Source organism: Alteromonas sp. CH_MED4-4, from assembly GCF_037029575.1.
GTDB lineage: Bacteria > Pseudomonadota > Gammaproteobacteria > Enterobacterales > Alteromonadaceae > Alteromonas > Alteromonas macleodii.
In genome coordinates, this window is the sequence record NZ_JAYMEU010000005.1 from 26,341 (window position 1) to 51,096 (window position 24,756).

Consider the following 24,756-nt stretch of genomic DNA (forward strand, 5'->3'; position numbering starts at 1 on the left):
CGTAATACCCACGCTTTTTGGTTAAAAGCGGTGCGGAAATTTGATGGGCTCATACTCTTATGCGTCTAAGGTAGTGCTTTGGTGGCTTAGGATAGTAGATATGTAACAGCTTTAATTGTGGGGAAGGGCATGTTAAAGGGGCGTTAAGCCCCTTATCGATTGTCCTTTTACTGATTGATAAAGTTATCGAGTTCTTCGCCAGTAATTTTTTTGATTTGGGCAAATAAATACCAAAGCGCAGCAATAAGCAAAATCATGCTCGGGATCACAATAACTGGGTAGCTAAGCGCAGTCATTCGGCCAAGCTCTTCAGTGTATGCCGTAGTGCCCGGCTCACTGACCAATATCATTTTTGCCAAGATATAATTTAGTGCAGAAGAGAGGAAAAACGAACTCGCTACGATGTAAGAGCTAACCGCGACTTTCTTTTTAAACTCGCTCTGTTTTCCTTTCGCATCAAGAACTTGGTTTAGGTGTGGCCAGTTTATGATTTGGTCGTTCAAAATAAGCATTTTGACCAAGGGTTTATTAGAGTATTGGGTTACGAGTACAGCAATACCGATAATGCCTGGGATAGCGGCTTCTTTTATCGCAATATACTCTGCAGGCAGTTTAAGTAAGCTAAACCCGCCGGTAAGTAGTACGCTGATAATGCCTAAAATGGAAAAGCCGTTGACCTTTCCCGACTCTTTTAAATCCCATAGGCCATAACCAATAGGAAAGCTGAGTGCCGCCACAATGCTCCACGCAGGGCCTAGGTAATCTTCCGAACTTGCATAGCTCATTAGCACCACAGGAATAACAATGTTAAACGCGAGGTTGCCGAAAAAGCCTTGGTTTTTTTGTGTAGGTTCTTGTACTGCTGACATATCTAATTACAACGTCTTATCTTGAGGCTAATTATACGTAAACTAATTAGCGTGCCCAGTGCCATGCGGCAAATAAGCCGCCAATAAAGCCAAACAGATGATATTCAAAGGAAATAAATTTGGATGTGGGAAGTACACCAACCAGCATTCCTCCGTATAGCGCTGCAACTACTAGTGAAATAAGCAAATACCGCACTTTGTTACTTCTAAACCCTGCTAGCACGAGGAAGCCGAAGTAGCCATATACCATGCCGCTCGCGCCAATATGCGTAGCGCTTCTACCGAACAGCCACACGCCCAAACCACCTATAAGCAGTGCGCTTAGCGTAGCGATAAGAAACGTGCGTTTTCCCCACTGCATAGTAAGCCACATGAACAGCAAAAGAGGCACCAAGTTAGCCATCAAATGAGTGGGTGTACCGTGAAGGAAAGGGGCTGTGAATATATATGGCAAGGTTGAAAGTGTACGAGGCACTACACCAAACTGATTAAGTGCATTGCCGGTAAGTAAGTTTGCTACTTCTATTACGATTAACAATGCACCTAGCGTCAGTAGAACGCGAATTTGGAAAGAAAGCGGCTTCATCGAACGCCCCTAAAGTAGATTACAAAATAATATGAGGAAGGTAGCGAGAGAGATCTTGGGTAATAGCAGATGCATCTTCTCTTACTGAAATACCTGCTGGCATGTCATCTACCAACCAACTACCTATGAGTGTATGGTTACCTTCAAAAACGGGTAAAGGTTCAAATGCTTGAACAATATAGCCTTCTTCGCCGTAAGGACCATCGCTAAGCCTATTCTCAATTCCACCTTCAATGATTGAAACATTCGCGCCTTCCCTAGAAAATAGAGGCTTTTTAATCCACTTTCCTGATAGTGTGTTTGTTTTTATTTCATCTGAAAAATAAGCGGGAAGCAGGTTAGGGTGGCCTTCAAACTTCTTCCAAAGCTGAGGAAGCAAGGCTTTATTGGAAATTATCGATTTCCATGGGGGCTCTATCCAATTAACTTGGGCATCTTCTAACACATCGCCAAACTCTTCGCGCAGCATAAACTCCCAAGGATAAAGCTTGAAGCAGTCTGTAATTGGCGCGTCTTGAAGATCGGTAAAAACGCCCGTGTCCGCCAACCCAATGTCTTCAATAAAAACGAAGTCAGCTAAAAGCCCGGCCTCTGTAGCGCAGTCTTGTAGGTACTGCACTGTTCCGCGGTCTTCTACGGTATCTTTACAACACGCCATGTGCAGTTGATTAATGTTGTAGTGCAATGCTATTTCGCGAAAGCGATGAACTAGTTTTTCTTGCAAGCTATTGAACTGATCAGCGTGCAGGGCGAGTTTGCCGGCATCCACATTTTGTGAAAGCCACAGCCACTGCCAAAAGCCAGATTCATACAAGCTGGTGGGCGTATCTGCATTATTTTCTAGTAGCTTAGCTGGCCCTTTGCCGCTGTAGACAAGGTCAAGGCGTGAATACAAACTGGGGGCTCTTTCCTGCCAGCTGTTTCTTACTAAGTCCCAATGTTGCTCTGGAATTCGAAAACGAGTAAGTAATTCCTCACTATTAACCACATCTTCGGTCACTGCCAAGCACATTTGATGTAGCTCGGCTGTGGGGTCTTCAATATCGTTTTCAATTTGCGCTAGCGTGAATTGGTAGTAGGCACTTTCATCCCAATAAGGCTCGCCATACATGGTGTGGAAATGAAAACCAAACTCGTTAGCCAACTGCTGCCAGCCCTTGCGAGGCTGGCAAGGCATTCTAAACATAGTTATCCGCCCCAGCCGCCTTTACGGCTGCTGCTACCCCAAGATGATTTTGCACGAACGCTGCTACCAAACCCGCCTCGTTTCATTGTGCGGTTCACGGTAGGCTTAGGCTTATAAACGTCTTTGTTTACGCGATATTTTCTTTTGCGAATGTCGCCGTCGAACACATAGCCGTCTGCCGTTATCCAGCGTGAACGAAACGGTGAATTATATGAATAGGAAGTATATAAGGGCTGTGAGTAATAGCGATTTGGCGATAGCAGAGAGCTCACCATGTAACCTGCCATGAACGGCATGAAAAAGCTGCCGCTACTATTATTCACATATTGGCACTGGTTAGGGCCAAATTCATGTTCGCAGTCGTACTCAGAGCTAAAGCGCGGACTGGTGCGCATGGCCTCGTCGACCGCTGTCTGGTAGGCAGCTTCACAACGCTCTACTGCATCAGGAAAATCCTGTTTACAGTCTTCTAGTGAGGTGTAAATGGTGGCGTCTTCTTTTTCGCCGCCACAACCACTTAAAATAACGCTGGCCACACCCAATGCTAAAGGCTTCACGCTAAAACCTTTGCGCATGCGACCAAGGTCAATATGTTTGGTGCGTTTTAATGCGGGCTTTTCACCTTGCACGCTATCAACAACATCAAGCTGAGTGTTTCGTTTATCAGTCATCGCTGCCCCCTTAATAGGTCATGCAAGCGGCATTGAGTAAGCCTACGGCAATAGACATGCTGGCAAGCATAACACCCGCAGAAACTTCGTTATTGTTTATGCGCTCAGCGATTTTCGGCATAAAGCTAAAACGCAAAATGGCAAACGCTAGGGATTGTGCAATCACAGCAACAAGCGCCCAAATAGCAAAATCTACTACAGCAACCGAGTTTGAAGCTGCGCTGCCAAGGGCGATAGCAAAACCGATTATAGCACCACCAAAACCGATGGCAGCGGCAACGTTTTTCTCTTCTTTTACCAGCTTCCATTCATCGTGAGGTGTGACCAATGCGTACACCAATTTGAAGATAAACAAAAAAACAATCGACAAGCCGAAGTAAAGCGCAAAGTTATCAAGGCCAGCCAAAGATTGCATGATCGTATCCATAGTTATTCCCTTTTTATTAACCGTTTATAGTGATATCTGCAGGTTCAACATCAAACCCCGTTGAAATCACCAAACATCTATCTAAATTATTACCTACTTGCTTTTCTTCACCCACAACAAGCAGGGTTTCAACTCTATCGTTACTGATTGGGCGTTCATACAGCATCATAAACTGATCAGTGGTACTCACATCACCATCTTCTTCATAGGTAGTTTCAGTGACGGCAACAGGCGGTGACTCATCGCCCACTGCCCCCCACACGCGGGTATAGACCTTACCGTCAAGCTCATAGGTGGGCTGGCTGATAACGTTTTTCAAGCATTCGTTCCACTGAGCAGTATTACCAATGGTTTTCGTTTCATAAAAGTGCCACAGCTTAACATCGGTAATGTGATTCTCAGACAAGCCGCCGTCGGTGACCACCTGTAAAAATCCATCGTCGTCGGTGTAAAAGCGAAGCAGAGTGCCACCTGTATCTAAGGGCGCTTCACCTACCGCTTGAATTAATTGAGAACGGGCTGCGCCTTCAATAGTGAGCTCCGGTTCTAATAGCGAAAGTTTCAAGTTATCTAACTCGAAAGAGCCACCTAAATAAAGCCCCATTATTTCTGGCGACTTAGGTTTTTTAGGTTCTGATTTTTTAAATAGTTTACTAAACATGTTTACGCCTCTTAATCAGCGTCTAGAGAAGACCAGTTAATTGCATTAATGCGGCGCTCAGCAATATAAAACAAGGTGTCTCCCGGGTTTAACGTAACGTCCAACGGTGGGTTTACCACCATTTCTTTCACAAGACCATTTGGCGCATAACCAATAAAGATGGCATCGTGTTTACGTTTCAAGTTAATAAATAACTTAGCAACAGAAATGGCGTGGCTACTTTCTGGTATTTTTACTGAAAATTGCGCTTGGCCCTCTTCAATACTCAGCAAGTCGTGATGAAGCATACTAGAACCAGGATCAAAAGCGGCTTTAACTAACATTTCTATTGCCACGCTGGGTGTACACTCCACTTTAGGACAGTGATCCTGAAGTAAGCTGACTAGGCTATCATCATCAAAATAGGCCACCTGATGTGCATCAGGATTACGCTTAGTACAATACAGCGCGGTAGTCATGGTGACATCGTCTTGTGGGTTATCGATAAGAATAGTTCGGGCGGTGGACACGCAGGCGCGATCCATATCTTCGTCTTTGTTAAACGAATCTACCTTCACGAACTCAATCACGCCAGGCATGGGGTTAGTGATATCGGCCTTCACACACAGCACAATATCAGGGCGCTCTGGCATGGCATCGCGTTCTTGAAGTATTAAATCAAGCAGTAGCATAGTACGCTGCTCATTCCACCCAATTACTAAGATATGTTCATCTAGCATCAAGCTATTCATACCCAACAATCCTTTCTTCCACGTTAATGAAACCCAAGCTGCAATCCGGCCAATTACCATGGCGAAGATACTCAAACCAAGCGGTATGACGTAAAGCGCTACAACCAGTTTTCCCGCTGGCGTGACGGGAGATAAATCACCATAGCCCACTGTAGAGGCGGTGACCGCCAGCCAGTAAATAAAGTCGGCGTTGGTAATTAAATCGTGCTCGTCTGCAGCGTAAAGTAGCCAATAGCTTGTTACTGCGTAAAAGGCGGTGGCACCGACAATAGTGTACCAGCGTGATTCTGCAAAATATTGCAGCATGATTTTTCGCAGTTTTATCCATGGAGACATAAAAGAAACAGCCCTTGTTATGCGTGCCCTTACTCTGCCTTGAAGTACTTGATTTGTCTAGGTTAGCGCTTTACTTAACGGTAATTTACGCAGGAAATTATTGTAACAAGAATTAAAAATGGGAGCGCGTAGCTCCCATTTTTCTCACTTACTTGCCTAGAATTCGCGCTAGCTCGTCATCGGCCGAGGTTTTACCCCCTTTAATGCCCGCTTCGGCTAGACGTTTTTCTAGATCGCTGCTCGATTCATTATTTGCTAACTCTTCTGCAGCTTGTAGCTCAGCATTGCGCATCTTTTGCTTATCTTGAATACGTGACAGTGACTCTGTCGCCGTTTTCATTTTGCTATTCGCACCCATGTGGCGTGAAGAAACCGCTACTTGCGCCTTCTGAACGCTTTCAGTGGCTTTTACCATATCCACTTGCTGCTCTAAGCGACGTAAATTCGCTTTCGCCTGTTGGATATTTTGTGCCAGCTGCTTTTCTGACTGCTGGAACTGATCAAGAAATGTTTGTTCTTGGTCTCGTTCCTCTTTAAGTTCAGACACCTTTTGCGCACAGTCTAGCGCGAGTTGGCGGTCGCTATCGATGGCCTTGCGCGCGTGGGCTTCGTATTCCGCAATTGACGAATTGAAGCTATCCACTTTTTGCTGAGAAAGTTTACACTTTGCCAAGATTTGGGTACGTGCATGGTCTGACTTACGCAATTCTTCTTTGGCTTCTCTAATTTCTTGTTCCAGAATTCGAATAGCCTGACTGTCTACGACAGATTGAGCAGCTTCGGTTGCACCACCTTTTACTGCAGTTACTAATTTTTTCCACACTGACATTCGCTTCTCCTTAGAAGTAAATTTTAGTTAAGGTGTGTTTCGTAGGCATCTAAGAAAGATGCAACATTCTGAAACAGGGTTTCCACTTCAATAACGATACTTTCGGCTTTTGACTGGGCACTTAGCGCACCAAAGGCAATGTAGTACTCTTCACCACCAATGTTTGAAATGCCTACCGTGGTCAAAGGGAACACCATATGAGTAGACAATATTTCATGATCTAGCGCTGGCTTATCTTTTACTTCCGACGCTGCAAACAAAAGACTCTCTACTAAGATCTGCTCTCCGCTGATAGCAAGCCAGGCGTCTATGCCGTCTTGATTAGCAATAAGTAAGCAGTTTTCCTCACGTGTTACCACAAAGTCATCATGCTCTTTAAATAAGGCTTCGATGCTTTCCAGTTCCCAGCTCATACCTTTCTCCTTTAATTATTGAAGCGATAGTTGTGAAAATGAATGTCGTGTAAGTGGTGTGTTATACAACTGCACTTTATTAAAAACAGATACTTTGCTGTATTAACCACCGAAGTTACTGTAACGACTATTTTCATCTTCGCCAATATCTAGACTTGCAGTGTAGACCTGTTGTGCCATAATCGTCAACATTAAATGCATGCTATAAGTGTAAAAAAGTGTGTTTTTGTAAAATATATATCACATTTGTGTGGTTTTGGGGGGCTGTGTGAACACTGGAAATACGCAAGGTGCTAAAAATGCGTGGCGGCAAACGGTAGCAAGAGTCGTGAAATCTGAGATGTCTGTGCGCGGCGTAAAATATCAAGCGTTAAGCCAAAGGCTGGAAGAGATTGGCGTGGAGCAAAGCGCAGATAACCTTAGAAATAAAGTAAATAAAGGTATTATGGGCGCCGATTTACTTCTGCAGATTTTGTACGTGTTGAAGGCGCGTCCATTAGATGCGGCGCTTTTAGAGGAAATCTTAACTGATCTTCAGCAATAAACAGCGTAAAATACCGCCGTTTATAAGATATCGATATTCAACTAACCTGTCGCGCAGAGGAATCGAAGCTTCGCAATAACGTTGCGATGAGTGAAGGCAGGCAGGGAAAATAAGCAGATAAAAAAATACCCAGCAAGTGCTGGGTACGAATGATAAGGAATGTTTATGGGAGAACATCATCACTATCTGCAGGTATCTTAACCGTTTAAGGAGTTAAGTGCTATTTAATAAATTGAATTGTACGTATATTGTTCAATATAAAGTTATTTTATAATATACGTTATTTTTTAAATTTTTGATAAGTAAGGGTTTTTGTTTTTGTTTTGACTTTGGTTTAATCTATAAATCTATTTTTATTAGCCTTTAGTTTCAACTTAAATAGCACTTAATATTCTACTTTTGTCTAACTTTTATGCCGTAATTTAGTCGTATTTATGAAACTATCAGATTTTAGCTTCGAGCTACCCGAAAAACTTATCGCCAAATACCCAACTCAGCAACGTACAGCGAGCCGCTTGTTACATTTAGACGGGAAGACAGGCATTGTGGCGCATACAATGTTCGCTGACATGCTGAAATTCGTAGAGCCAGGCGACCTCTTGGTGTTCAACAATACGCGGGTTATTCCTGCACGCTTACTGGGCAAAAAGGAAACGGGCGGACAGGTTGAAGTGCTGATCGAACGTATAACATCAGACAATACAGCGTTAGCGCATGTTCGCGCGAGCAAGGCGCCTAAGCCTGGATCTAAGCTGATTCTTGAAGAAAAAGTGAATGTTACGGTGACAGGGCGAGACGATGCGCTATTTATTTTACAGTTTGACCACGATGAGACCGTATTAACGCTGCTAGAAGCCCATGGCCACATGCCGCTACCTCCTTACATCGACCGTCCCGATGAAAGTTCAGACAAAGAGCGCTATCAAACCGTTTACAATCAAAAGCCGGGCGCGGTTGCGGCGCCTACTGCAGGGCTACACTTTGACGATGCAATACTGGCTGCGTTAAAAGAAAAAGGCGTGAATTTGGCCTTTGTAACTTTACACGTTGGCGCGGGTACGTTTCAGCCTGTGCGCGTTGACAATATTCAAGAGCACAAAATGCACGCAGAGTTCGCCGAAGTACCGCAAGACGTTGTTGACGCTGTTCTAACCACAAAGGCCAACGGTAAACGTGTTATTGCAGTGGGTACAACCTCTGTACGCTCTTTGGAGTCAGCGGCAAAGGCAAGTGCAGAGCGCGATGACGAGGAAGTTATTTCACCATTTAACGAAGATACTGAGATTTTTATCTACCCTGGTTTTGAGTTTAAAGTGGTAGACGCAATGTTCACCAATTTTCACCTTCCAGAGTCCACGCTAATGATGTTAATTAGCGCATTTGCTGGCAAAGAGAATGTCATGAAGGCGTATCAAGAAGCGATAGAGAAAGAATATCGATTCTTTAGCTACGGTGATTCTATGTTTATTGAACGCGCCTAAGCACATTCGCCCGAGGACATTAGGCGTTTAAATCGGTGTTTTGCAGGCCTTTCTAGCTTAGTTATATCTAAACATAGATACGGGGCATGATCTCAGCCGAATTACTGGTATAATCGCCGCCAATTTATTTTTATACCCAGCGCAAAAGCGCAACAAAGTGGGAATGCTTTCACATGCAATTTGAGTTGTTAAAAACCGAAGGCCGAGCACGACGCGGTCGTTTGGTGTTTGAACGCGGTGTTGTTGAAACCCCAGCGTTCATGCCCGTAGGTACATACGGTACTGTTAAGGGAATGACCCCTGAAGAATTAAAAGACAGCGGTGCACACATCTGTCTTGGAAACACGTTTCACCTGATGCTTCGTCCTGGTACAGGCATTATTCGCCAGCATGGCGACCTGCACGACTTCATGAATTGGGACAAGCCAATCCTTACGGATTCGGGTGGCTTCCAAGTGTTTAGCTTGGGTGATTTGCGTAAAATTACCGAAGAAGGTGTAACATTCCGCTCTCCGATAAACGGCGAAAAGATCTTACTTACGCCTGAAAAATCGATGGAAGTTCAGCGCGATTTGGGCTCTGACATCGTGATGATTTTTGATGAGTGCACGCCGTACCCCGCTACTGAACAAGAAGCGCGCGTTTCAATGGAAATGTCGCTACGTTGGGCCAAACGTAGTAAAGAAGCCCATGGCGATAACCCAGCAGCACTGTTTGGTATCATTCAAGGCGGTATGTACGAAGGTCTGCGCGACGTTTCACTTGCTGGCCTTGAAGCTATTGGCTTCGACGGTTACGCCATTGGTGGTCTTTCAGTAGGTGAGCCGAAAGAAGATATGATCCGCATTATCGATCATACCGCGCCTAAAATTCCGGAAGATAAACCTCGCTATTTAATGGGCGTGGGTAAACCTGAAGATTTGGTAGAGTCTGTGCGTCGCGGCATCGATATGTTTGACTGTGTAATGCCCACGCGTAACGCGCGAAACGGTCACCTGTTTGTGACTGAAGGCGTAGTGAAGATTCGCAATGCGAAACACAGAAACGACACCTCGCCATTAGATGAGAATTGTGATTGCTACACTTGTAAAAACTATTCTCGCTCTTATTTACATCATTTGGACAAGTGTAACGAAATCTTGGGTGCGCGCTTAAACACCATCCATAACCTACGCTACTATCAGCGTGTGATGCAGGGTCTTCGCGATGCGATTGACGCAGGTACGCTTGATGAGTTTGTACAAGAATTTTATGAACAAAAAGGGTTGCCGGTTCCGGCACTATAACAACGATAATATTTGGGGAATTTTATGAGCCTATTTATCTCTAACGCTTACGCACAGTCTGCTGGTGCGCCGCAAGGTGGCGGCATGGAAATGATCATCATGCTAGCTGTATTTGGTTTAATCTTTTACTTCTTGCTTTACCGTCCACAGGCTAAGCGTGTAAAAGAGCATAAAAACCTAGTATCGTCACTTAGCAAAGGCGATGAAGTGTTAACACAAGGTGGTTTGGTAGGAAAAATCACTAAAGTGTCAGAAGAAAAAGACTTCATTGAAGTTGCACTTAACGATTCAAACAACATCGTTGTTCAGAAGTCTTCAGTAACTGCTGTGCTGCCTAAAGGCACGATGAAGTCACTGTAAGTAACAAAAGCCGGGGCCGGGACGCTTCCCGGTACTGGCACGAAAGGATTATCCAGTGCTAAACAAAAACTCTATTTGGAAAGTACTGAGTGCACTCATTGTGGTTGCAATGTGTGCACTTTATGCGCTTCCTAACATTTACGGTGAAGATCACGCCGTACAAATCTCAGCAGGCCGTGACGCTGTGGTAACTGACGCCACTGTGGAACAAGTAAAAGCCGCGCTAAGTGAAAAGAATATCTCTCCAAAACGTGTTGAATTTGAGAACGAACAAATATTAGTTCGCGTTTCGGATTCTGACACCCAGCTTGTAACGCGCGAAACGCTTGAAAAGGCGCTTGGTGATGACTACTACGTGGCTATGAACCTTGCCCCTGACACGCCAGAATGGCTTGAAGGCCTAGGTGGCGCGCCAATGAAGCTAGGTCTTGACCTTCGCGGTGGTGTTCACTTCTTGATGGAAGTGGATATGACCGAAGTGATTGCTAAGTCGCTAGAAGACGCAGAGGGTGGTTTCCGTACTTCTCTGCGTGAAGAGGGCATTCGTTATCGCGGTGTAAAACAGGTTGACGATCATATCGACATTACGTTCCGTGATGAAGATGCGCTAGACAAGGCAGAGTTCTTTTTGCGCAACCAAAGTCGCGACCTAACCTTTAACCAGGTGGACGACTTAACACTTCGCGCTATTTTTGCTGAAAGCAAGCTTCAGGAAATTCGCGACAACGCGGTTAAGCAAAACATTACCATTATTCGTAATCGTGTAAACCAACTTGGTGTGGCTGAGCCGCTTGTACAAAAGCAAGGTGCTGATCGCATCGTTGTGCAGCTTCCAGGTATTCAAGACACTGCTCGTGCGAAAGAAATTCTTAATGCCACAGCAACACTAGAATTTCGCATGGTAGATCAGAAGAACGATATCCGTGATGCATTGAACGGCCGCGTTCCTCCTGGCTCTCAAGTGATTGAAGATCAGCAAGGCATTCCTCAGCTACTTGAAAAGCGTATTATGCTTACCGGTAGCCATATTATTGATGCGAATAGCGGTGTTGATGAGTACGGACTTCCGAACGTAAACATCTCGCTTGATTCTGAAGGCGGTAATAAGATGTCTCGCTCAACTCGTGGGAACATTGGTAAACCAATGGCTACGGTGTTTATCGAATACAAGTCGACTGGCGAACGTAACAAAGACGGCAAGCTAGTGTTTGAAAAACACGAGCAAGTTATCTCGGTTGCGACTATTCGTGCGCAGCTGGGTAGCAAGTTCCAAATCACAGGTCTTGATTCACCGAAAGAAGCCCGTGACTTAGCGTTGCTACTTCGCGCAGGTGCACTGATTGCGCCAATTCAAATTGTTGAAGAGCGTACGGTTGGACCAAGCTTGGGTAAAGAAAACATTGAGCTGGGCATGCAGGCTATTATGTATGGTCTGGCAGCGGTACTTGTTTTCATGTTGATTTACTACAAAGCCTTTGGTGTGGTAGCGAACATCGCTCTGATTACAAACCTAGTTATGATTGTGGGCATTATGTCGATGATCCCTGGTGCAACGCTTACGCTACCGGGTATGGCAGGTATTGTACTGACCGTTGGTATGGCGGTAGATGCAAACGTGCTTATCTTTGAGCGTATACGAGAAGAGATACGTGATGGCCGCAGCCCACAGCATGCCATTCATCAAGGTTACGACAGTGCTTTTTCTACCATTCTAGATGCTAACATTACCACCTTCATTGCAGGCTTAATCCTGTTTGCCGTGGGCACAGGCCCAATTAAAGGCTTCTCGATTACACTGATGATTGGTATAGCAACCTCGATGTTTACCGCAATCCTTGTTACGCGCGTTATTGTTAACGCAGTATGGGGCGGTCGACGCGTAGAGAAATTGGCGATTTAAGGAAGTAACATGCAATTATTAAAACTATCCGATACCGTCAATTTTATGCGCCTTCGCATTCCTGCGATGGTGTTATCAACGGTACTCATTTTAGGTTCGTTCGTGTCGCTAGGCGTTAATAGCCTTAACTGGGGGCTAGACTTCACTGGCGGTACGCTAATTGAAGTTGGCTATGAGGACGCTGCTAACTTAGAAGGCATTCGCGCCCAGCTAAACGAAGCGAACTTTGAAGATGCTATAGTGCAAAACTTTGGCAGCAGCCAAGATGTACTTATCCGCATTGCTCCTCGTGATGGCGTTAAAGCCGTGACTATTGGTGAACAGGTACTAGCTGCCTTGCGCGCTGACGGTACTGAGGTTGATATGCGTCGTATCGAGTTCGTAGGTCCTAACGTAGGTGAAGAGCTTACCGAACAGGGCGGCCTTGCGATGCTAGTCGCACTCTTGTGTATTCTAGTTTATGTCGCGATGCGATTTGAATGGCGATTCGCTCTAGGGTCAGTGTCGGCACTAGCTCACGACGTTATACTTACGCTGGGTTTGTTTTCAGTACTTCAAATCGAGTTTGACCTTACGGTACTTGCAGCAGTACTAGCGGTAATTGGTTATTCACTTAACGATACCATCGTTGTGTGTGACCGTATTCGTGAGAACTTCCGCAAAATTCGTAAAGGTGAGCCTGTTGAGATTATCAACATCTCGCTAACGCAAACCCTAAACCGTACTATCATCACATCATTAACCACGGTGTTGGTATTGGTTGCACTATTCTACAAGGGTGGGGCGCTTATTCACGGATTTGCAACCGCCTTGTTGTTCGGTGTAGTGGTTGGTACTTACTCATCGGTGTATATCGCAAGTTCAGTGGCACTTGCATTGGGTATTAGTAAAGAAGACCTAATGCCACCACAAGTGGAAAAGGAAGGCGCAGATTTAGATCCTATGCCTTAGTTTTACACGCTTGAAACGTACAAAAACCGCATCTACGATGCGGTTTTTTTATGCTTTATCAAAAGTGGAATTTACTATTGATTGGGGGCTAATGCTTGTTTCAGATCATCTTTATATCGCCTGGAAAGCGCTACTGATTGACCGTTATTGAGCATTATTGTTCCATCCCCCGTTTCTTCATAACTTATAGACACAATGGCAGGTATTCGCACTGCGTGCGATCGGTGCACTCGCATAAAGCCTTGATGCGCTCCTTCTTCACAAAACCGGCCAAGGGTATAACGCAAGGGGTAAACGCCCACGTGAGTATGAAGGTTAATGTAGTTTCCTGAGGCTTCTACTCGCTGTATGTCGGTGACTTGAACCAAAAACTCCTTATTGAGCTTTTTCACCAATAAATAGTCAGGTAAGGTGCTGGCCACGTTGTCATTCGTTACCTGTGATGTGTCGCGTGTAATAGGTGATGCTTCACCAATTAAGCGTTGATAGCCAAACCGTGCAATATAGTAAAAAGTAATCAGAGTAATATAGCCCCATACATCCTTTCGATATTCGTAGATGAACTCATTGAGCCATATCCCAAAGTCATAATTGCGTTCAGAGAATAAATAGACGAGCTTCCGAAATGCTACCATTAATGATACATGGGCTACCGAAAATAAACTGGCGAAGGCAAAATGCCACCCAAGCCATGTCGCTCCCACTTTTACTTTCTGATCGAGTGTACGTATAGCGATAATTAATGGGATGACGAGCAAAGCGGTGCTCAAAGCACTCGAGTATTCCCAAACGTAAGGCTCCCAAAGTGCTACGCTGTTATTGTCGCTTCGAGAAAATTCAGTCCAACTAGACGCAGCATTGATCGAATTGTTTATAAACAAATAGGCTGCAAGCAAAACGAATGCAGCGTACTTATGTTTTGATTCAGAATCCCTAAGAAACTGACTCCATTTTTCATCCCAGTTATTCACCGCTTAACCCTTTTTCCCTTAATTCTCGTCACTTAGGCGTTTGCTGTCGGACGTCTATCACATTAGATGCAACACGTTAGTTAAGCACTATTGAATAGGAGTGAGGACATTGACGCAAGCATATGTTGATCAGGAAGCAACGTTTGTTAATAGAACTTCAAAGGGGGAGGCGAGAGAGAAGGCCGTTGTCGAGAGTCCTGTCACTCAGCGTTATTTCGAGTTGGATGCACTGCGTGTCATCGCGTTTGGTGTACTCATTTTTTATCACATCGGAATGTATTACGTTTTAGAGTGGGGCTGGCATATAAAAAGCGACGTGCAATTTCCACTACTACAAGACGTGATGATATTGACCAACCAATGGCGTATGTCTTTATTATTTTTGATCTCTGCCATGGTATTTACCGTCGTGCTGCGCCGCGCTTATGGCCAAACGACCTCTCGCTGGCGTGTATCTCTTTCACTACTGGGGAAGAGGGCGTTGCGGATATTAATTCCTCTTGTATTCGGTATGTTTGTTATCGTCGCGCCACAAGTTTATGTAGAGTGGACAGTCAGCGGAGCACTAGCCATGCCGTTTAGCGAGTTCTACGTTGCTTACATTAATCCAAATACTGACTTGTTTATCGACAAACAATCGGTAATTGGCTTACTGACATGGAATCACCTTTGGTTTTTACCTTACCTTTTTGTGTATAGCGCTTTCATATTGCTGTTTTTCCCGCTTATCAGATTTGTGGAAGTAAGGGCGTTGAGAGTACTCGATAGTTTGGCGCTGTTTAGCGTGTTAGTGGTTACGATCATGACTGCCATATGGCTGGAACTACGAGTAGCATATCCCACGTCGCACGACTTGCTTAATGATTGGTATAGTCATGCAAAGTACTTTTTTGTGATGCTGGTAGGTATTGTGGTCGCGCTTAGACCCGCATTGTATGCTGCAATTATGAGGTCCCGTTACGTAAGCTTAACCATTGCGATAGTACTTTACAGCGTCATAATTTTAGACCGTCACGACTTGCTAGGCCCTACAGGGCAGTTAATGGAGTCGTCGCCTGGGTTTCGTGTTTTGGTTGGTGTAATCGTTGTACTTAATCACTGGGCATGGTTGGCAGCAATATTGGGGTTCGGTCGAAAATATTTGTCTAACCCGAGTAAGGTGGTGAGCTATTTGAACAAAGGCGTGTTGCCATACTATATGGTGCATCAAACGATAATTGTGGTGGCGTTCTTTTTGAGCTCCCGTGTATCGTCGACACTCGGAGAATTTATTTTAATAACGCTAATAACCGTTGTGGGGTGCGCACTGACATACGAAGTCGCCAAGCGCTTTTTAATACTTAGATTTTTATTTGGCCTAAAGTTAAACACCAGTCCGCATAGCTCATTAGCCACTTAGCGAGAGGTAAAGTGTTCGTAATCGCGGTGTGTTACCGCAGGTATAACGAAACCAATAAGTGAGAAAAAGAAAAAGGCGCTATGTCACGTCATTCGTGTCATAGCGCCTTTACTGTTTAACTGTGCTTGGTTTATCGGCTCAGTTTATGTGCTTACGAGCGATTTATTTAAGATGCTTCTTATTTAAGATGCTTCTTACTTAAGATGCTTCACTAAGCCTTGAACAACCTTCACGCTACCAGCAACAATTTCGCCTTTGTGAAGCGGGTCGTTTCCGCCTTTAAAGTCAGTTACCAAGCCGCCAGCTTCACGAACAATAAGCTCACCTGCTGCGATATCCCAAGATTTAATGCCGCGCTCCCAGTAACCGTCGTGGCGGCCGGCTGCAACGTAAGCAAGGTCTAGCGCAGCACTACCTGCGCGGCGAATGTCACCCACTTCGTGGAAAATCTTGTTTAAGCTTAGTGCATACTCGCCAAACTGAGATTTGTTCTTAAACGGTAAGCCAGTAGCAATAATGGTTTCAGAAAGGTCACGAGGCTTAGAAGCACGAATACGATAACCGTTAAGCTGCGCGCCTTGACCACGGCTCGCGGTGAATAGTTCGCTGCGAATTGGGTCGAAAACAACCGCTTGATCTAAGCGACCTTTGTGAAGAAGTGCAATTGAAACGGCAAAGTGAGGAATGCCTTTTACAAAGTTAGTGGTGCCATCTAGTGGATCGATGATCCACTGATAATCAGTTTCTGTGCCCAAAACTTCACCCGATTCTTCACCTAGGAAGCAATGGTTCGGGTAAGACTGCTGAATTTTGGCAATAATTGCTTGTTCTGCTTCTTTATCAACTTGAGTAACGAAGTCGTTTAAGCCTTTTGACTCTGTTGCTACTTCATTATGTTTTTCAAAACCACGAACAATAACTGTTCCAGCCGCACGCGCAGCGCGCACCGCAATATTCAGCATAGGATGCATAGATAAACCACCAATTGTAAAAGACCAATGAAACAAACTAACTGTACAAAAAATAGCTAGTTGTTTTCGAAAACGGGCGGAGTCTACCAGAATCTATGCGCGATGCAAATGAAATCCCAGCACAATAGCGTGAATAGCCATCTATACTGCCGCTGTGTTAAACTTCACGCTATTAAGGTCTGTAAGATAGCACGCCAAAAGCGCGTATTATCGAATTAAAGACGCTATCCAAATAAGTACGTAGGTATTACACGCATGCTCGAGAATATTCGCATTATTTTAGTTAACACGTCTCACACGGGAAACATCGGCTCGACAGCAAGAGCTATGAAAACCATGGGGCTGAGCAGCTTATATCTTGTCGACCCAGTAAATGAGCCAGACGGCCAAGCCAGTGCATTGGCGGCAGGGGCTGGTGATGTGCTTGCTAACGCGAAAATTGTAAGCACGCTGGAAGAGGCTGTTAAAGACTGTGGCTTGGTAGTAGGGACGTCTGCACGCTCTCGCACTCATTCATGGCCTATGTTAGGCCCGCGCGACTGTGGCGAAAAGCTGGTCCAAGAAGTAGAAAAGTATCCGGTAGCCTTGGTGTTTGGGCGTGAGAACAGTGGTTTAACTAATGAAGAGCTGCAGCAGTGTCACTTCCATATGTGTATTCCAGCCAACCCTGAATACAGCTCACTTAATTTAGCAGCAGCAGTGCAAACCCTTTGTTATGAAATTCGCATGGCCTATCTAAATCGCGAAACCTATCCAAGTGTTGAGGAAGAATATCCACTGAATGACGATTTAGAGCGTTTTTATACGCATTTGGAAACCACGCTGGAAGGCACGTCATTCATTCGCAAAAGTCACCCGGGTGTGGTTATGACTAAGCTGCGCCGCTTGTTTAACCGAGCACGCCCTGAGTCTCAAGAGCTTAATATATTGCGCGGTATATTGGCGTCTATCGATAAATCGGTGAAGAATGCTAACTCAGGCGATGCAGACCCTGCACCAGCGATAGAAGAAAAAGAGTAAACACTATGTTCGCCCGTATAAAAGATGATATTCAAGGTGTATTTCATCGCGACCCAGCGGCCAGAAACACCTTTGAAGTGCTCACCAACTATCCTGGCCTTCATGCGGTGTGGCTGCATCGCATTAGTCACAAACTATGGAAGGCTGAATGGAAATGGTTGGCACGCAGTTTATCAACCTTTAGCCGCTGGCTTACGGGGATTGAAATTCATCCTGGTGCCACGTTAGGACGACGGGTATTTATCGACCACGGTATGGGTGTGGTCATTGGTGAAACAGCAGAAATTGGCGATGATGTCACCCTTTACCACGGCGTTACTCTTGGAGGCACTAGCTGGCGAGCAGGTAAGCGCCACCCAACCCTTAAAAAAGGCGCTGTAGTTGGGGCTGGTGCCAAAGTGTTGGGGCCTATTATTATAGGTGAAAACGCTAAAGTAGGGTCTAACTCTGTGGTCGTAAAAGATATTCCTGATGGTGCTACGGCAGTGGGGATCCCGGGTCGTATCATTATCTCGAAGCAAAAAGAGATGAATGCCTCGGTAAACCCCGAGCGAGATAAAATTGCCCAGAAATATGGTTTTGATGCCTATGCTGTCGCGCCAGATAACCCTGATCCTGTGGCCAATGCGATGGGCATAATGCTAGAGCATATGCACCAAATGGACACCAAAGTGGAAGAGATGTGCAAGGTCATTCAGTCACTAGGTGGCGATGTGTGTACCGATAATTTACACAATATTAGCGCTGAAGATTTCGCAGAAACGGGTTTCGACCTAACGGAAACCCAAGAGCGAGAGAAGGCTCATTCTTCTTTCGACCCCGCTATTTAACTCTAATTTCGCATACTATTTTCGGGTGCTAAGGCCGAGAACCTTCACCCTTATATAGTAAAAATTCACAAAGGCTTGTTTTTACAAAACATTAACAAGCACATTGACTCATGCATAACTCCAACATACATTGAGATGAAAGGTTGATCATCACTTTTCAGGGACGTTATGCAAGAAACAGCGCCATTACTCGACGTACTAATTGTTGGAGCCGGAATTTCGGGTATCGGCTGCGCCTACCACATTCAAAAAAAATGTCCTGACCTTTCATATTCTATTATAGAAGCCCGCGGTGATTTGGGCGGCACATGGGATTTATTCAAATACCCGGGAATGCGCTCAGATTCTGATTTATTCACCTTTGGCTACGAATTCAAACCTTGGAAAGAGAAAAAGGCCATTGCTGATGGTCGTTCAATAAAGGCTTACGTAGAAGAAACCGCGGCTGAAAACGGTATTAAAGAGCACATACGTTTTTTAACTCGTGTGGTAGATATAGATTGGCAAAGCGATAAACACTATTGGCGGGTTACGTTAAAGTCAGAAGAGAGTGGGCAGCATGAGCACATTGCCGCCAGATGGATATTTAATGCTTCGGGTTATTATCGATACGATAAAGGTTATGCACCACATTTCAGAGGGCGATCACAATTTAACGGCCAGATTGTACATCCACAGCATTGGCCTGAAGATCTGGAATACGAAAACAAACGCGTAGTGGTAATCGGAAGCGGTGCAACGGCGGTAACGCTGGTTCCCGCACTAGCGAAAAGCGCATCGCACGTGACTATGCTGCAAAGAACGCCATCCTACGTATTGCCTGTGCCCGTAGATGATCCAATCGCAAAACATTTACGCGCGTGGTTTAGCGAGGATACAGCGTTTAAAGCTGCGCGTTGGTTTAACATAGCGAAACAGCGTTGGGTGTACGCATTTTGTCAGCGCTTTCCGCATCGTGCGCGCAAAATAATACGCAGTCTTAATGCAAAAATGTTACCAGAAGGGTATCCAGTAGATATACACTTTAACCCACCTTACAATCCTTGGGAGCAGCGACTGTGTGCAGTTCCGGGTGGAGATTTATTCGAGTCAATTTCGAAAGGTAAGACGTCGGTTGCAACAGATACTATAGAAACGTTTACTGAAACGGGCATTAAACTTGATTCGGGCCAGCATATTGAAGCAGATATTATAGTAACAGCCACTGGATTAAACCTTCTGCCTCTAGGAGGGATAGTGCCAAAAATTGATGGTGAAGCTGTTTCGCTTCCAGAATGTGTTACGTATAAAGGTATGTTACTCAGTGGCGTGCCTAATTTTGCTATCGCGGTGGGTTATACAGCTTCATCGTGGACACTAAAAATTGGCCTTCTATGTGAACATTTCACGCGATTGCTCAATCATATGGAAGAGCACGGCTTTACACAGTGTACACCTATAGCAGACCCAAATATGGAAACACAACCGTTGCTAAACTTTGGCGCTGGCTACATCCAACGCTCTTTAGAACAATTGCCACGTCAAGGCACGCAGTTTCCTTGGTCTATGTCGTTCAATTATGCACAAGACGTGAAGATTTTTCGGAAAGGTCGTGTAGACGATCCAGCGCTTAAGTTTGAATAGAAATTTTAATAGACGCACACTTACTTTTATTAAATCACGAGAGCTTTAAATGAGTTTAGCCCAGCATCATGAGCAATACGTAACGCTTAAAAGCGGTGATAGGTTTTGCTATGCCGAACATGGTGTCGGAAATACCGACACCATTGTACTCATTGTGGGTTTAGGTCTTCAGTTGGTTTATTGGCCAAACGCGCTTATTGAGCGTTTAGTTTCTAGTGGATTTCGCGTTATTTGCTTTGACAATCGTGATGCAGGAAGGTCAGTACGCAGCGACACACCGCATCCCAGCCTATTACAGCAGTTAAGAGGAAGGTCGCCGAAAGGTGCATATGGACTTGAACGGATGGCTGAAGATACTGCACAGTTGTTAGAGGCGCTAAATATATCAAGCGCACATATCGCAGGAATGTCTATGGGAGGGATGATTGCACAGACTCTTGCAAGTCTGCATCCTGAAAAAGTGATATCTATGACGTCTATTTTCTCGACGACAGGGAATCGCCGCGTAGGGCAACCCTCTTATTCAACGCTATGGCGAATGGCAAGAGCTAAAGCGCCAATGAACGAAAAAGACGCAGTAAAAAACTATCAGGCAATGATGACGCATATTGGCGATGTAGCTGCAAACGGAGCCGTAAATCAATGGCATCAGTACGCGCGTTTGGCATGGCAGCGAAATGGTGGCAAAAGTGATGCAAAAGCGATGTTCCGGCAAATCGGTGCTATTATGAAATCTGGGGACCGAACGCCAATGCTTCAAAATGTCAAAGCCCCAACATTAGTGATACACGGAGATGTTGATCACATGGTGCATCCCAGTGGCGGTGTTGCGACAGCCAGGGCTATATCAGGTGCTAAACATCAAATATTGCGCGGGTTGCGCCATCAAATTGATACCGTTCAATCACATCGGATAGCAGACAGTATTCTTGCTCATATTCACTTAAATGCAAACAAATAGCGCTTATGGTCGCCAATATTATTTACCCTTCAAATAAGCCATTCATCGCCTTTTATTAGCAGACCTTTCCGCGCAAATTTTGCGCCTAATAGTGCTTAATAGGATGGTACTTAAACGAAACGAAAGTCCTGATACAAAAAAGCGATGAATCGAATCAATAATACCTGACTAATTTACTGGGTCTTATACTTGACCATTTTAGTCGGGTATGTGAAAATTCCCGCACTATAAAACGGCGGGAGAATCCAATGAAACTCACTTCGAAAGGGCGCTATGCGGTTACCGCAATGCTTGATGTCGCTTTGCATTCAAAGCGTGGTCCAGTGCCTCTTGCCGACATTTCAGAACGACAAGAAATTTCTTTATCTTACCTTGAACAGCTTTTTTCTCGATTGCGTAAAGAGCAATTAGTAGACAGTGTTCGCGGGCCTGGCGGCGGCTATTTGTTAGGCCGTGAAGCAAGCAAAATTGCGATAGGCGAAGTCATTCGCGCCGTCGACGAGTCTATTGATGCGACACGTTGCCAAGGACAAGCAGACTGTCAAGGCGGCGATCGCTGCCTAACGCACAGCTTGTGGCAAGACCTAAGTGATCGCATTGCGGCGTTTTTGAATTCAATTACGTTGGGCGAATTAATGGCAAAGCGTGATGTGCAAGAAGTAGCCGACCGCCAAGACGGTAATGCATCACTTCGTCATATCACCAAAGATATCGAAGTTAGTATTCAACTTTAAATTGGTATTGAGTAACGCATGGCTTTATCAACACCCATTTATTTAGATTACGCAGCAACAACACCGGTAGACCCAAGTGTGGCCGAGGCAATGGCAAAATGCCTAACGCTGGATGGCAACTTTGGTAACCCAGCTTCTCGTAGTTATCGCTTCGGCTGGATGGCAGAAGAAGCGGTTGATGTTGCTAGAAATCAAATCAGCGACGCGCTTAATTGCGACCCTAGAGAAATTGTTTTTACTTCGGGGGCCACTGAATCGAACAACCTTTCAATAAAAGGCGTTGCCCAAGGTTATGCCAATAAAGGCAAACATATCATTACCGTTAATACCGAACACAAAGCGGTGTTAGATACCTGTGAGTACTTACAAAGCCAAGGCTTTGAGGTTACGTATCTTGAAGTATTGCCAAACGGTTTAATTGATTTAAATGATCTCGAAAATGCGTTGCGCGACGACACTATTTTGGTGTCGGTGATGCACGTTAACAATGAACTTGGGGTTATCCAAGACATTCAAGCTATTGGCCAGCTTTGTCGTGACAAAGGCATTCTTTTTCATGTGGATGGTGCGCAAAGTGTGGGCAAAATTGCCATTGATTTAGCTGAGCTTCCTATAGATTTGCTGTCTATATCGGCGCACAAGATATACGGCCCGAAAGGTATGGGGGCACTATATGTGCGTCGCCGTCCTAAAATCAATCTGGTTGCACAAATTCATGGCGGGGGCCACGAGCGCGGCATGCGGTCGGGTACATTAGCCACCCACCAAATTGTTGGAATGGGTGAAGCCATCGCGCTAGCTTCTTCAAAAATAGAAGAGGATAGTGCGCGTATTTTAGCGCTGCGTGAATCGCTGTGGCAAGGCCTTCAACAGCTCGACGATATCTATTTAAATGGGCACGCAACACAGCGTATCCCGGGTATTTTAAATGTGAGCTTTGCGGGTGTAGACGGTGAAAGCTTGATGATGGGCTTAAATGATATTGCTGTATCTTCAGGGTCGGCATGTACATCAGCGAGTCTAGAGCCCTCGTATGTGCTGAAAGCGATTGGCCGCAGCAACGAATTGGCGCATGCAGGAATTAGATTCAGCGTGGGGCGTTTTACGACCCAAGAAGACATCGATTACGTAATACAAAAAGTAGTGGATGTAACCACAAGACTACGCCAAGTGGTTTCAGCATAAACGCCTATACCGTCGTTGAGCGCGGGTTTTTGTAGTAGGCAAAGCGTAGTTAGTGTTAGCGCATTCTTTTTTATTTTAGTGAATGTGGAAGAAAATTAATGCGCGTTTGAAGGAAATTGACCTTTAAGCAGCGTTTAAAACGCGTAAGTGGCCATAAATTAATGGCTGAATATTTGAGTGAAATAGTCGGGTATTATATACTACGGCACCAAAATTTTAGGCTGTCCGCAATGTAACTGGCAGTTTTGGCAACTCTTTTGGGCGTAAACCCAAATAAATGACGTTGTTGAAGTTGAAAGTCGATATAAATTACCAAGACCGTGGGGTGATTTATTTGCCAGTTAAATAGAAAGGTTAGTGGCAGCAAATGCAGGCAAACAAGTGAGATCCCAACATGAGTGAACAGATCGAACAGGCGTTAGAAAGAAAGTACGATGCGGGTTTCTATTCAGAAATCGAATCGGAAACGTTTGAAAGCGGCCTGGACGAGTCGGTTATCCGCCGCATATCAGCAATGAAAAACGAGCCTGAATGGATGCTTGAATGGCGTTTGAAGTCTTATCATGCATGGCTAGAAATGGAAGAGCCTGATTGGGCGCATGTCGACTATCCGAAAATCGATTATCAGGCCATTTCTTATTACTCGGCACCAAAGAGTATGAAAGATAAGCCTAAGTCGCTAGATGAAGTTGACCCTGAGCTACTTCGCACCTATGAAAAGCTGGGCATTCCTCTACACGAGCAGGAAATGCTGGCAGGCGTTGCGGTAGATGCGGTATTCGACTCGGTATCGGTTGTAACTACGTTCCGCGATAAGCTTGAAGAAGCGGGAGTGATCTTTTGCCCAATTTCTGAGGCAGTACAGAAGTACCCAGACCTTGTAAAGAAATACATCGGTTCGGTAGTGCCGCGCACAGATAACTATTTTGCTGCGCTTAATAGCGCTGTATTTACTGACGGTTCATTTGTTTATATTCCAAAAGGCACACGTTGCCCAATGGAGCTTTCTACTTATTTCCGTATTAACGAAATGAACACCGGTCAGTTCGAGCGTACCTTGATTGTTGCTGATGAAGGCAGCTATGTAAGCTACCTTGAAGGTTGTACCGCACCGCAGCGCGATGAAAACCAGCTGCATGCGGCAGTGGTTGAGCTAGTGGCAATGGACGATGCGCAAATTAAATACTCAACGGTACAGAACTGGTACCCAGGTGACGAGAACGGTAAAGGCGGTATCTACAACTTCGTGACAAAACGTGGTGTAGCGCATACTAATGCCAAAATCTCGTGGACGCAGGTTGAAACCGGCTCTGCGGTTACGTGGAAGTACCCAAGCTGTGTACTTAAAGGCGACAACAGTGTAGGTGAATTCTATTCAGTAGCGCTAACGCGCGGTCGCCAGCAGGCTGATACCGGAACTAAGATGATCCACGTGGGTAAAAATACCAAGTCGACCATTATCTCTAAAGGTATCTCAGCGGGTAACAGTAACAACGCCTATCGCGGGCTGGTTCAAATGGGCCCTCGCGCAGACGGAGCACGTAACTTCACCGAGTGTGACTCGCTACTTATCGGTGACAAATGTGGCGCGCACACATTCCCGTATATCGAAAGCCGCAACCCTTCAGCCATTGTTGAGCACGAAGCAACTACATCGAAGGTGAGCGACGAACAATTATTCCTGTGTCAGCAACGTGGCTTAGACACAGAAAAGGCCGTTTCTATGATTGTTAACGGTTTCTGTAAAGAAGTATTCAAAGAGCTGCCAATGGAATTTGCCGTAGAAGCCGGCAAGCTGCTCGAAATTAGTCTTGAAGGTTCAGTGGGGTAA

General features: G+C 45.1%; 25 protein-coding genes. 14 read left to right on the plus strand and 11 right to left on the minus strand.

The genetic code is table 11. From position 1 onward, the window contains the following. Window positions 1-167: 167 nt before the first annotated feature. From WA381_RS05040 to WA381_RS05080, 9 genes are all read right to left on the minus strand, one after another. Window positions 168-869, minus strand: coding sequence for a VC0807 family protein (locus WA381_RS05040; protein WP_014950200.1), 702 nt, complete (start codon window positions 867-869; stop codon window positions 168-170). 46 nt (window positions 870-915) lie between these two features. After that, window positions 916-1,455 (minus strand): rhomboid family intramembrane serine protease, encoded by a 540-nt coding sequence (locus WA381_RS05045; protein WP_014950199.1) that lies wholly within the window; start codon window positions 1,453-1,455, stop codon window positions 916-918. Window positions 1,456-1,474: 19 nt separating this feature from the next. Then, window positions 1,475-2,641: a glutathionylspermidine synthase family protein gene (locus WA381_RS05050; RefSeq protein ID WP_156078626.1), complete on the minus strand. Its 1,167-nt coding sequence runs from the start codon at window positions 2,639-2,641 to the stop codon at window positions 1,475-1,477. A 2-nt stretch (window positions 2,642-2,643) separates the two neighbouring features. Beyond that, window positions 2,644-3,312, minus strand: a complete 669-nt coding sequence (locus WA381_RS05055) for a DUF1190 family protein (RefSeq protein WP_014977050.1) — start codon at window positions 3,310-3,312, stop codon at window positions 2,644-2,646. A gap of 10 nt (window positions 3,313-3,322) precedes the next feature. Further along, a complete protein-coding gene (locus WA381_RS05060; RefSeq protein WP_014950196.1) occupies window positions 3,323-3,739 on the minus strand; it encodes a DUF350 domain-containing protein in 417 nt (138 codons plus the stop codon). A 16-nt stretch (window positions 3,740-3,755) separates the two neighbouring features. After that, window positions 3,756-4,400, minus strand: a complete 645-nt coding sequence (locus WA381_RS05065) for a YjfK family protein (protein ID WP_014979843.1) — start codon at window positions 4,398-4,400, stop codon at window positions 3,756-3,758. 11 nt (window positions 4,401-4,411) lie between these two features. After that, on the minus strand, window positions 4,412-5,467 hold the full coding sequence (locus WA381_RS05070) for a potassium channel protein (RefSeq protein ID WP_170826512.1): 1,056 nt from the start codon (window positions 5,465-5,467) through the stop codon (window positions 4,412-4,414). Between the two features lie 148 nt (window positions 5,468-5,615). Beyond that, window positions 5,616-6,296, minus strand: a complete 681-nt coding sequence (locus WA381_RS05075; protein WP_156086676.1) for a PspA/IM30 family protein — start codon at window positions 6,294-6,296, stop codon at window positions 5,616-5,618. 23 nt (window positions 6,297-6,319) lie between these two features. After that, a complete protein-coding gene (locus WA381_RS05080; RefSeq protein ID WP_156086675.1) occupies window positions 6,320-6,709 on the minus strand; it encodes a DUF2170 family protein in 390 nt (129 codons plus the stop codon). Window positions 6,710-6,977: 268 nt separating this feature from the next. Here WA381_RS05080 and WA381_RS05085 point away from each other — a divergent pair, with 268 nt between their 5' ends. The 6 genes from WA381_RS05085 (at window position 6,978) to secF (ending at window position 13,231) form a co-directional block, all read left to right on the plus strand. Further along, window positions 6,978-7,253 carry a DUF6471 domain-containing protein gene (locus tag WA381_RS05085; RefSeq protein ID WP_014950191.1) on the plus strand — a complete coding sequence of 92 codons (276 nt, stop codon included), beginning with the start codon at window positions 6,978-6,980 and terminating at the stop codon, window positions 7,251-7,253. Window positions 7,254-7,687: 434 nt separating this feature from the next. Then, window positions 7,688-8,734 (plus strand): tRNA preQ1(34) S-adenosylmethionine ribosyltransferase-isomerase QueA, encoded by a 1,047-nt coding sequence (gene queA / locus WA381_RS05090; RefSeq protein WP_156086674.1) that lies wholly within the window; start codon window positions 7,688-7,690, stop codon window positions 8,732-8,734. A 173-nt stretch (window positions 8,735-8,907) separates the two neighbouring features. Beyond that, window positions 8,908-10,020, plus strand: coding sequence for a tRNA guanosine(34) transglycosylase Tgt (gene tgt, locus WA381_RS05095; RefSeq protein WP_014950189.1), 1,113 nt, complete (start codon window positions 8,908-8,910; stop codon window positions 10,018-10,020). 24 nt (window positions 10,021-10,044) lie between these two features. Continuing rightward, window positions 10,045-10,380: a preprotein translocase subunit YajC gene (yajC, locus tag WA381_RS05100; RefSeq protein WP_014999069.1), complete on the plus strand. Its 336-nt coding sequence runs from the start codon at window positions 10,045-10,047 to the stop codon at window positions 10,378-10,380. 55 nt (window positions 10,381-10,435) lie between these two features. Further along, the gene (gene secD / locus WA381_RS05105) at window positions 10,436-12,280 is read left to right on the plus strand and encodes a protein translocase subunit SecD (RefSeq protein WP_014950187.1); all 1,845 of its coding nucleotides are present in this window, start codon (window positions 10,436-10,438) and stop codon (window positions 12,278-12,280) included. Between the two features lie 9 nt (window positions 12,281-12,289). Continuing rightward, entirely contained in the window at window positions 12,290-13,231 is a 942-nt protein-coding gene (secF, locus tag WA381_RS05110; RefSeq protein WP_014977044.1) for a protein translocase subunit SecF, read from the plus strand. Between the two features lie 74 nt (window positions 13,232-13,305). On the opposite strand, the gene WA381_RS05115 is transcribed toward secF, so the two are convergent. After that, window positions 13,306-14,202, minus strand: coding sequence for a LytR/AlgR family response regulator transcription factor (locus WA381_RS05115; RefSeq protein WP_069944622.1), 897 nt, complete (start codon window positions 14,200-14,202; stop codon window positions 13,306-13,308). Between the two features lie 109 nt (window positions 14,203-14,311). Between WA381_RS05115 and WA381_RS05120 the strand changes: the two genes are divergently transcribed. After that, the gene (locus tag WA381_RS05120; protein ID WP_156086673.1) at window positions 14,312-15,601 is read left to right on the plus strand and encodes an acyltransferase family protein; all 1,290 of its coding nucleotides are present in this window, start codon (window positions 14,312-14,314) and stop codon (window positions 15,599-15,601) included. Window positions 15,602-15,795: 194 nt separating this feature from the next. On the opposite strand, the gene suhB is transcribed toward WA381_RS05120, so the two are convergent. Then, window positions 15,796-16,572 (minus strand): inositol-1-monophosphatase, encoded by a 777-nt coding sequence (suhB, locus tag WA381_RS05125; RefSeq protein ID WP_014950183.1) that lies wholly within the window; start codon window positions 16,570-16,572, stop codon window positions 15,796-15,798. Window positions 16,573-16,827: 255 nt separating this feature from the next. On the opposite strand from suhB, the gene trmJ reads away from it, so the two are divergent. From trmJ to sufB, 7 genes are all read left to right on the plus strand, one after another. Then, entirely contained in the window at window positions 16,828-17,592 is a 765-nt protein-coding gene (gene trmJ / locus WA381_RS05130; RefSeq protein ID WP_014950182.1) for a tRNA (cytosine(32)/uridine(32)-2'-O)-methyltransferase TrmJ, read from the plus strand. A gap of 5 nt (window positions 17,593-17,597) precedes the next feature. After that, window positions 17,598-18,422 (plus strand): serine O-acetyltransferase, encoded by an 825-nt coding sequence (gene cysE / locus WA381_RS05135; protein WP_014950181.1) that lies wholly within the window; start codon window positions 17,598-17,600, stop codon window positions 18,420-18,422. Between the two features lie 168 nt (window positions 18,423-18,590). Continuing rightward, the gene (locus tag WA381_RS05140) at window positions 18,591-20,045 is read left to right on the plus strand and encodes a flavin-containing monooxygenase (protein ID WP_156086672.1); all 1,455 of its coding nucleotides are present in this window, start codon (window positions 18,591-18,593) and stop codon (window positions 20,043-20,045) included. 49 nt (window positions 20,046-20,094) lie between these two features. Further along, window positions 20,095-21,006, plus strand: a complete 912-nt coding sequence (locus WA381_RS05145) for an alpha/beta fold hydrolase (RefSeq protein WP_069944619.1) — start codon at window positions 20,095-20,097, stop codon at window positions 21,004-21,006. A gap of 248 nt (window positions 21,007-21,254) precedes the next feature. Beyond that, entirely contained in the window at window positions 21,255-21,740 is a 486-nt protein-coding gene (gene iscR / locus WA381_RS05150; protein ID WP_014950178.1) for a Fe-S cluster assembly transcriptional regulator IscR, read from the plus strand. An 18-nt stretch (window positions 21,741-21,758) separates the two neighbouring features. Then, on the plus strand, window positions 21,759-22,925 hold the full coding sequence (locus WA381_RS05155) for an IscS subfamily cysteine desulfurase (RefSeq protein WP_156086671.1): 1,167 nt from the start codon (window positions 21,759-21,761) through the stop codon (window positions 22,923-22,925). A 394-nt stretch (window positions 22,926-23,319) separates the two neighbouring features. After that, on the plus strand, window positions 23,320-24,756 hold the full coding sequence (gene sufB, locus WA381_RS05160; protein WP_014950176.1) for a Fe-S cluster assembly protein SufB: 1,437 nt from the start codon (window positions 23,320-23,322) through the stop codon (window positions 24,754-24,756).

What these genes read in the sequence shown, in the direction of transcription:
- iscR (WP_014950178.1), top strand. Translation starts at nt 21,255, where the DNA reads ATGAAACTCACTTCGAAAGGGCGCTATGCGGTTACCGCAATGCTTGAT.
- queA (WP_156086674.1), top strand. Translation starts at nt 7,688, where the DNA reads ATGAAACTATCAGATTTTAGCTTCGAGCTACCCGAAAAACTTATCGCC.
- cysE (WP_014950181.1), top strand. Translation starts at nt 17,598, where the DNA reads ATGTTCGCCCGTATAAAAGATGATATTCAAGGTGTATTTCATCGCGAC.
- WA381_RS05145 (WP_069944619.1), top strand. Translation starts at nt 20,095, where the DNA reads ATGAGTTTAGCCCAGCATCATGAGCAATACGTAACGCTTAAAAGCGGT.
- WA381_RS05050 (WP_156078626.1), bottom strand. Translation starts at nt 2,641, where the DNA reads ATGTTTAGAATGCCTTGCCAGCCTCGCAAGGGCTGGCAGCAGTTGGCT.
- WA381_RS05080 (WP_156086675.1), bottom strand. Translation starts at nt 6,709, where the DNA reads ATGAGCTGGGAACTGGAAAGCATCGAAGCCTTATTTAAAGAGCATGAT.
- WA381_RS05075 (WP_156086676.1), bottom strand. Translation starts at nt 6,296, where the DNA reads ATGTCAGTGTGGAAAAAATTAGTAACTGCAGTAAAAGGTGGTGCAACC.
- suhB (WP_014950183.1), bottom strand. Translation starts at nt 16,572, where the DNA reads ATGCATCCTATGCTGAATATTGCGGTGCGCGCTGCGCGTGCGGCTGGA.
- WA381_RS05055 (WP_014977050.1), bottom strand. Translation starts at nt 3,312, where the DNA reads ATGACTGATAAACGAAACACTCAGCTTGATGTTGTTGATAGCGTGCAA.
- WA381_RS05040 (WP_014950200.1), bottom strand. Translation starts at nt 869, where the DNA reads ATGTCAGCAGTACAAGAACCTACACAAAAAAACCAAGGCTTTTTCGGC.
- sufB (WP_014950176.1), top strand. Translation starts at nt 23,320, where the DNA reads ATGAGTGAACAGATCGAACAGGCGTTAGAAAGAAAGTACGATGCGGGT.
- trmJ (WP_014950182.1), top strand. Translation starts at nt 16,828, where the DNA reads ATGCTCGAGAATATTCGCATTATTTTAGTTAACACGTCTCACACGGGA.
- WA381_RS05045 (WP_014950199.1), bottom strand. Translation starts at nt 1,455, where the DNA reads ATGAAGCCGCTTTCTTTCCAAATTCGCGTTCTACTGACGCTAGGTGCA.
- WA381_RS05065 (WP_014979843.1), bottom strand. Translation starts at nt 4,400, where the DNA reads ATGTTTAGTAAACTATTTAAAAAATCAGAACCTAAAAAACCTAAGTCG.
- WA381_RS05060 (WP_014950196.1), bottom strand. Translation starts at nt 3,739, where the DNA reads ATGGATACGATCATGCAATCTTTGGCTGGCCTTGATAACTTTGCGCTT.
- WA381_RS05155 (WP_156086671.1), top strand. Translation starts at nt 21,759, where the DNA reads ATGGCTTTATCAACACCCATTTATTTAGATTACGCAGCAACAACACCG.
- WA381_RS05070 (WP_170826512.1), bottom strand. Translation starts at nt 5,467, where the DNA reads ATGTCTCCATGGATAAAACTGCGAAAAATCATGCTGCAATATTTTGCA.
- tgt (WP_014950189.1), top strand. Translation starts at nt 8,908, where the DNA reads ATGCAATTTGAGTTGTTAAAAACCGAAGGCCGAGCACGACGCGGTCGT.
- yajC (WP_014999069.1), top strand. Translation starts at nt 10,045, where the DNA reads ATGAGCCTATTTATCTCTAACGCTTACGCACAGTCTGCTGGTGCGCCG.
- WA381_RS05140 (WP_156086672.1), top strand. Translation starts at nt 18,591, where the DNA reads ATGCAAGAAACAGCGCCATTACTCGACGTACTAATTGTTGGAGCCGGA.
- secF (WP_014977044.1), top strand. Translation starts at nt 12,290, where the DNA reads ATGCAATTATTAAAACTATCCGATACCGTCAATTTTATGCGCCTTCGC.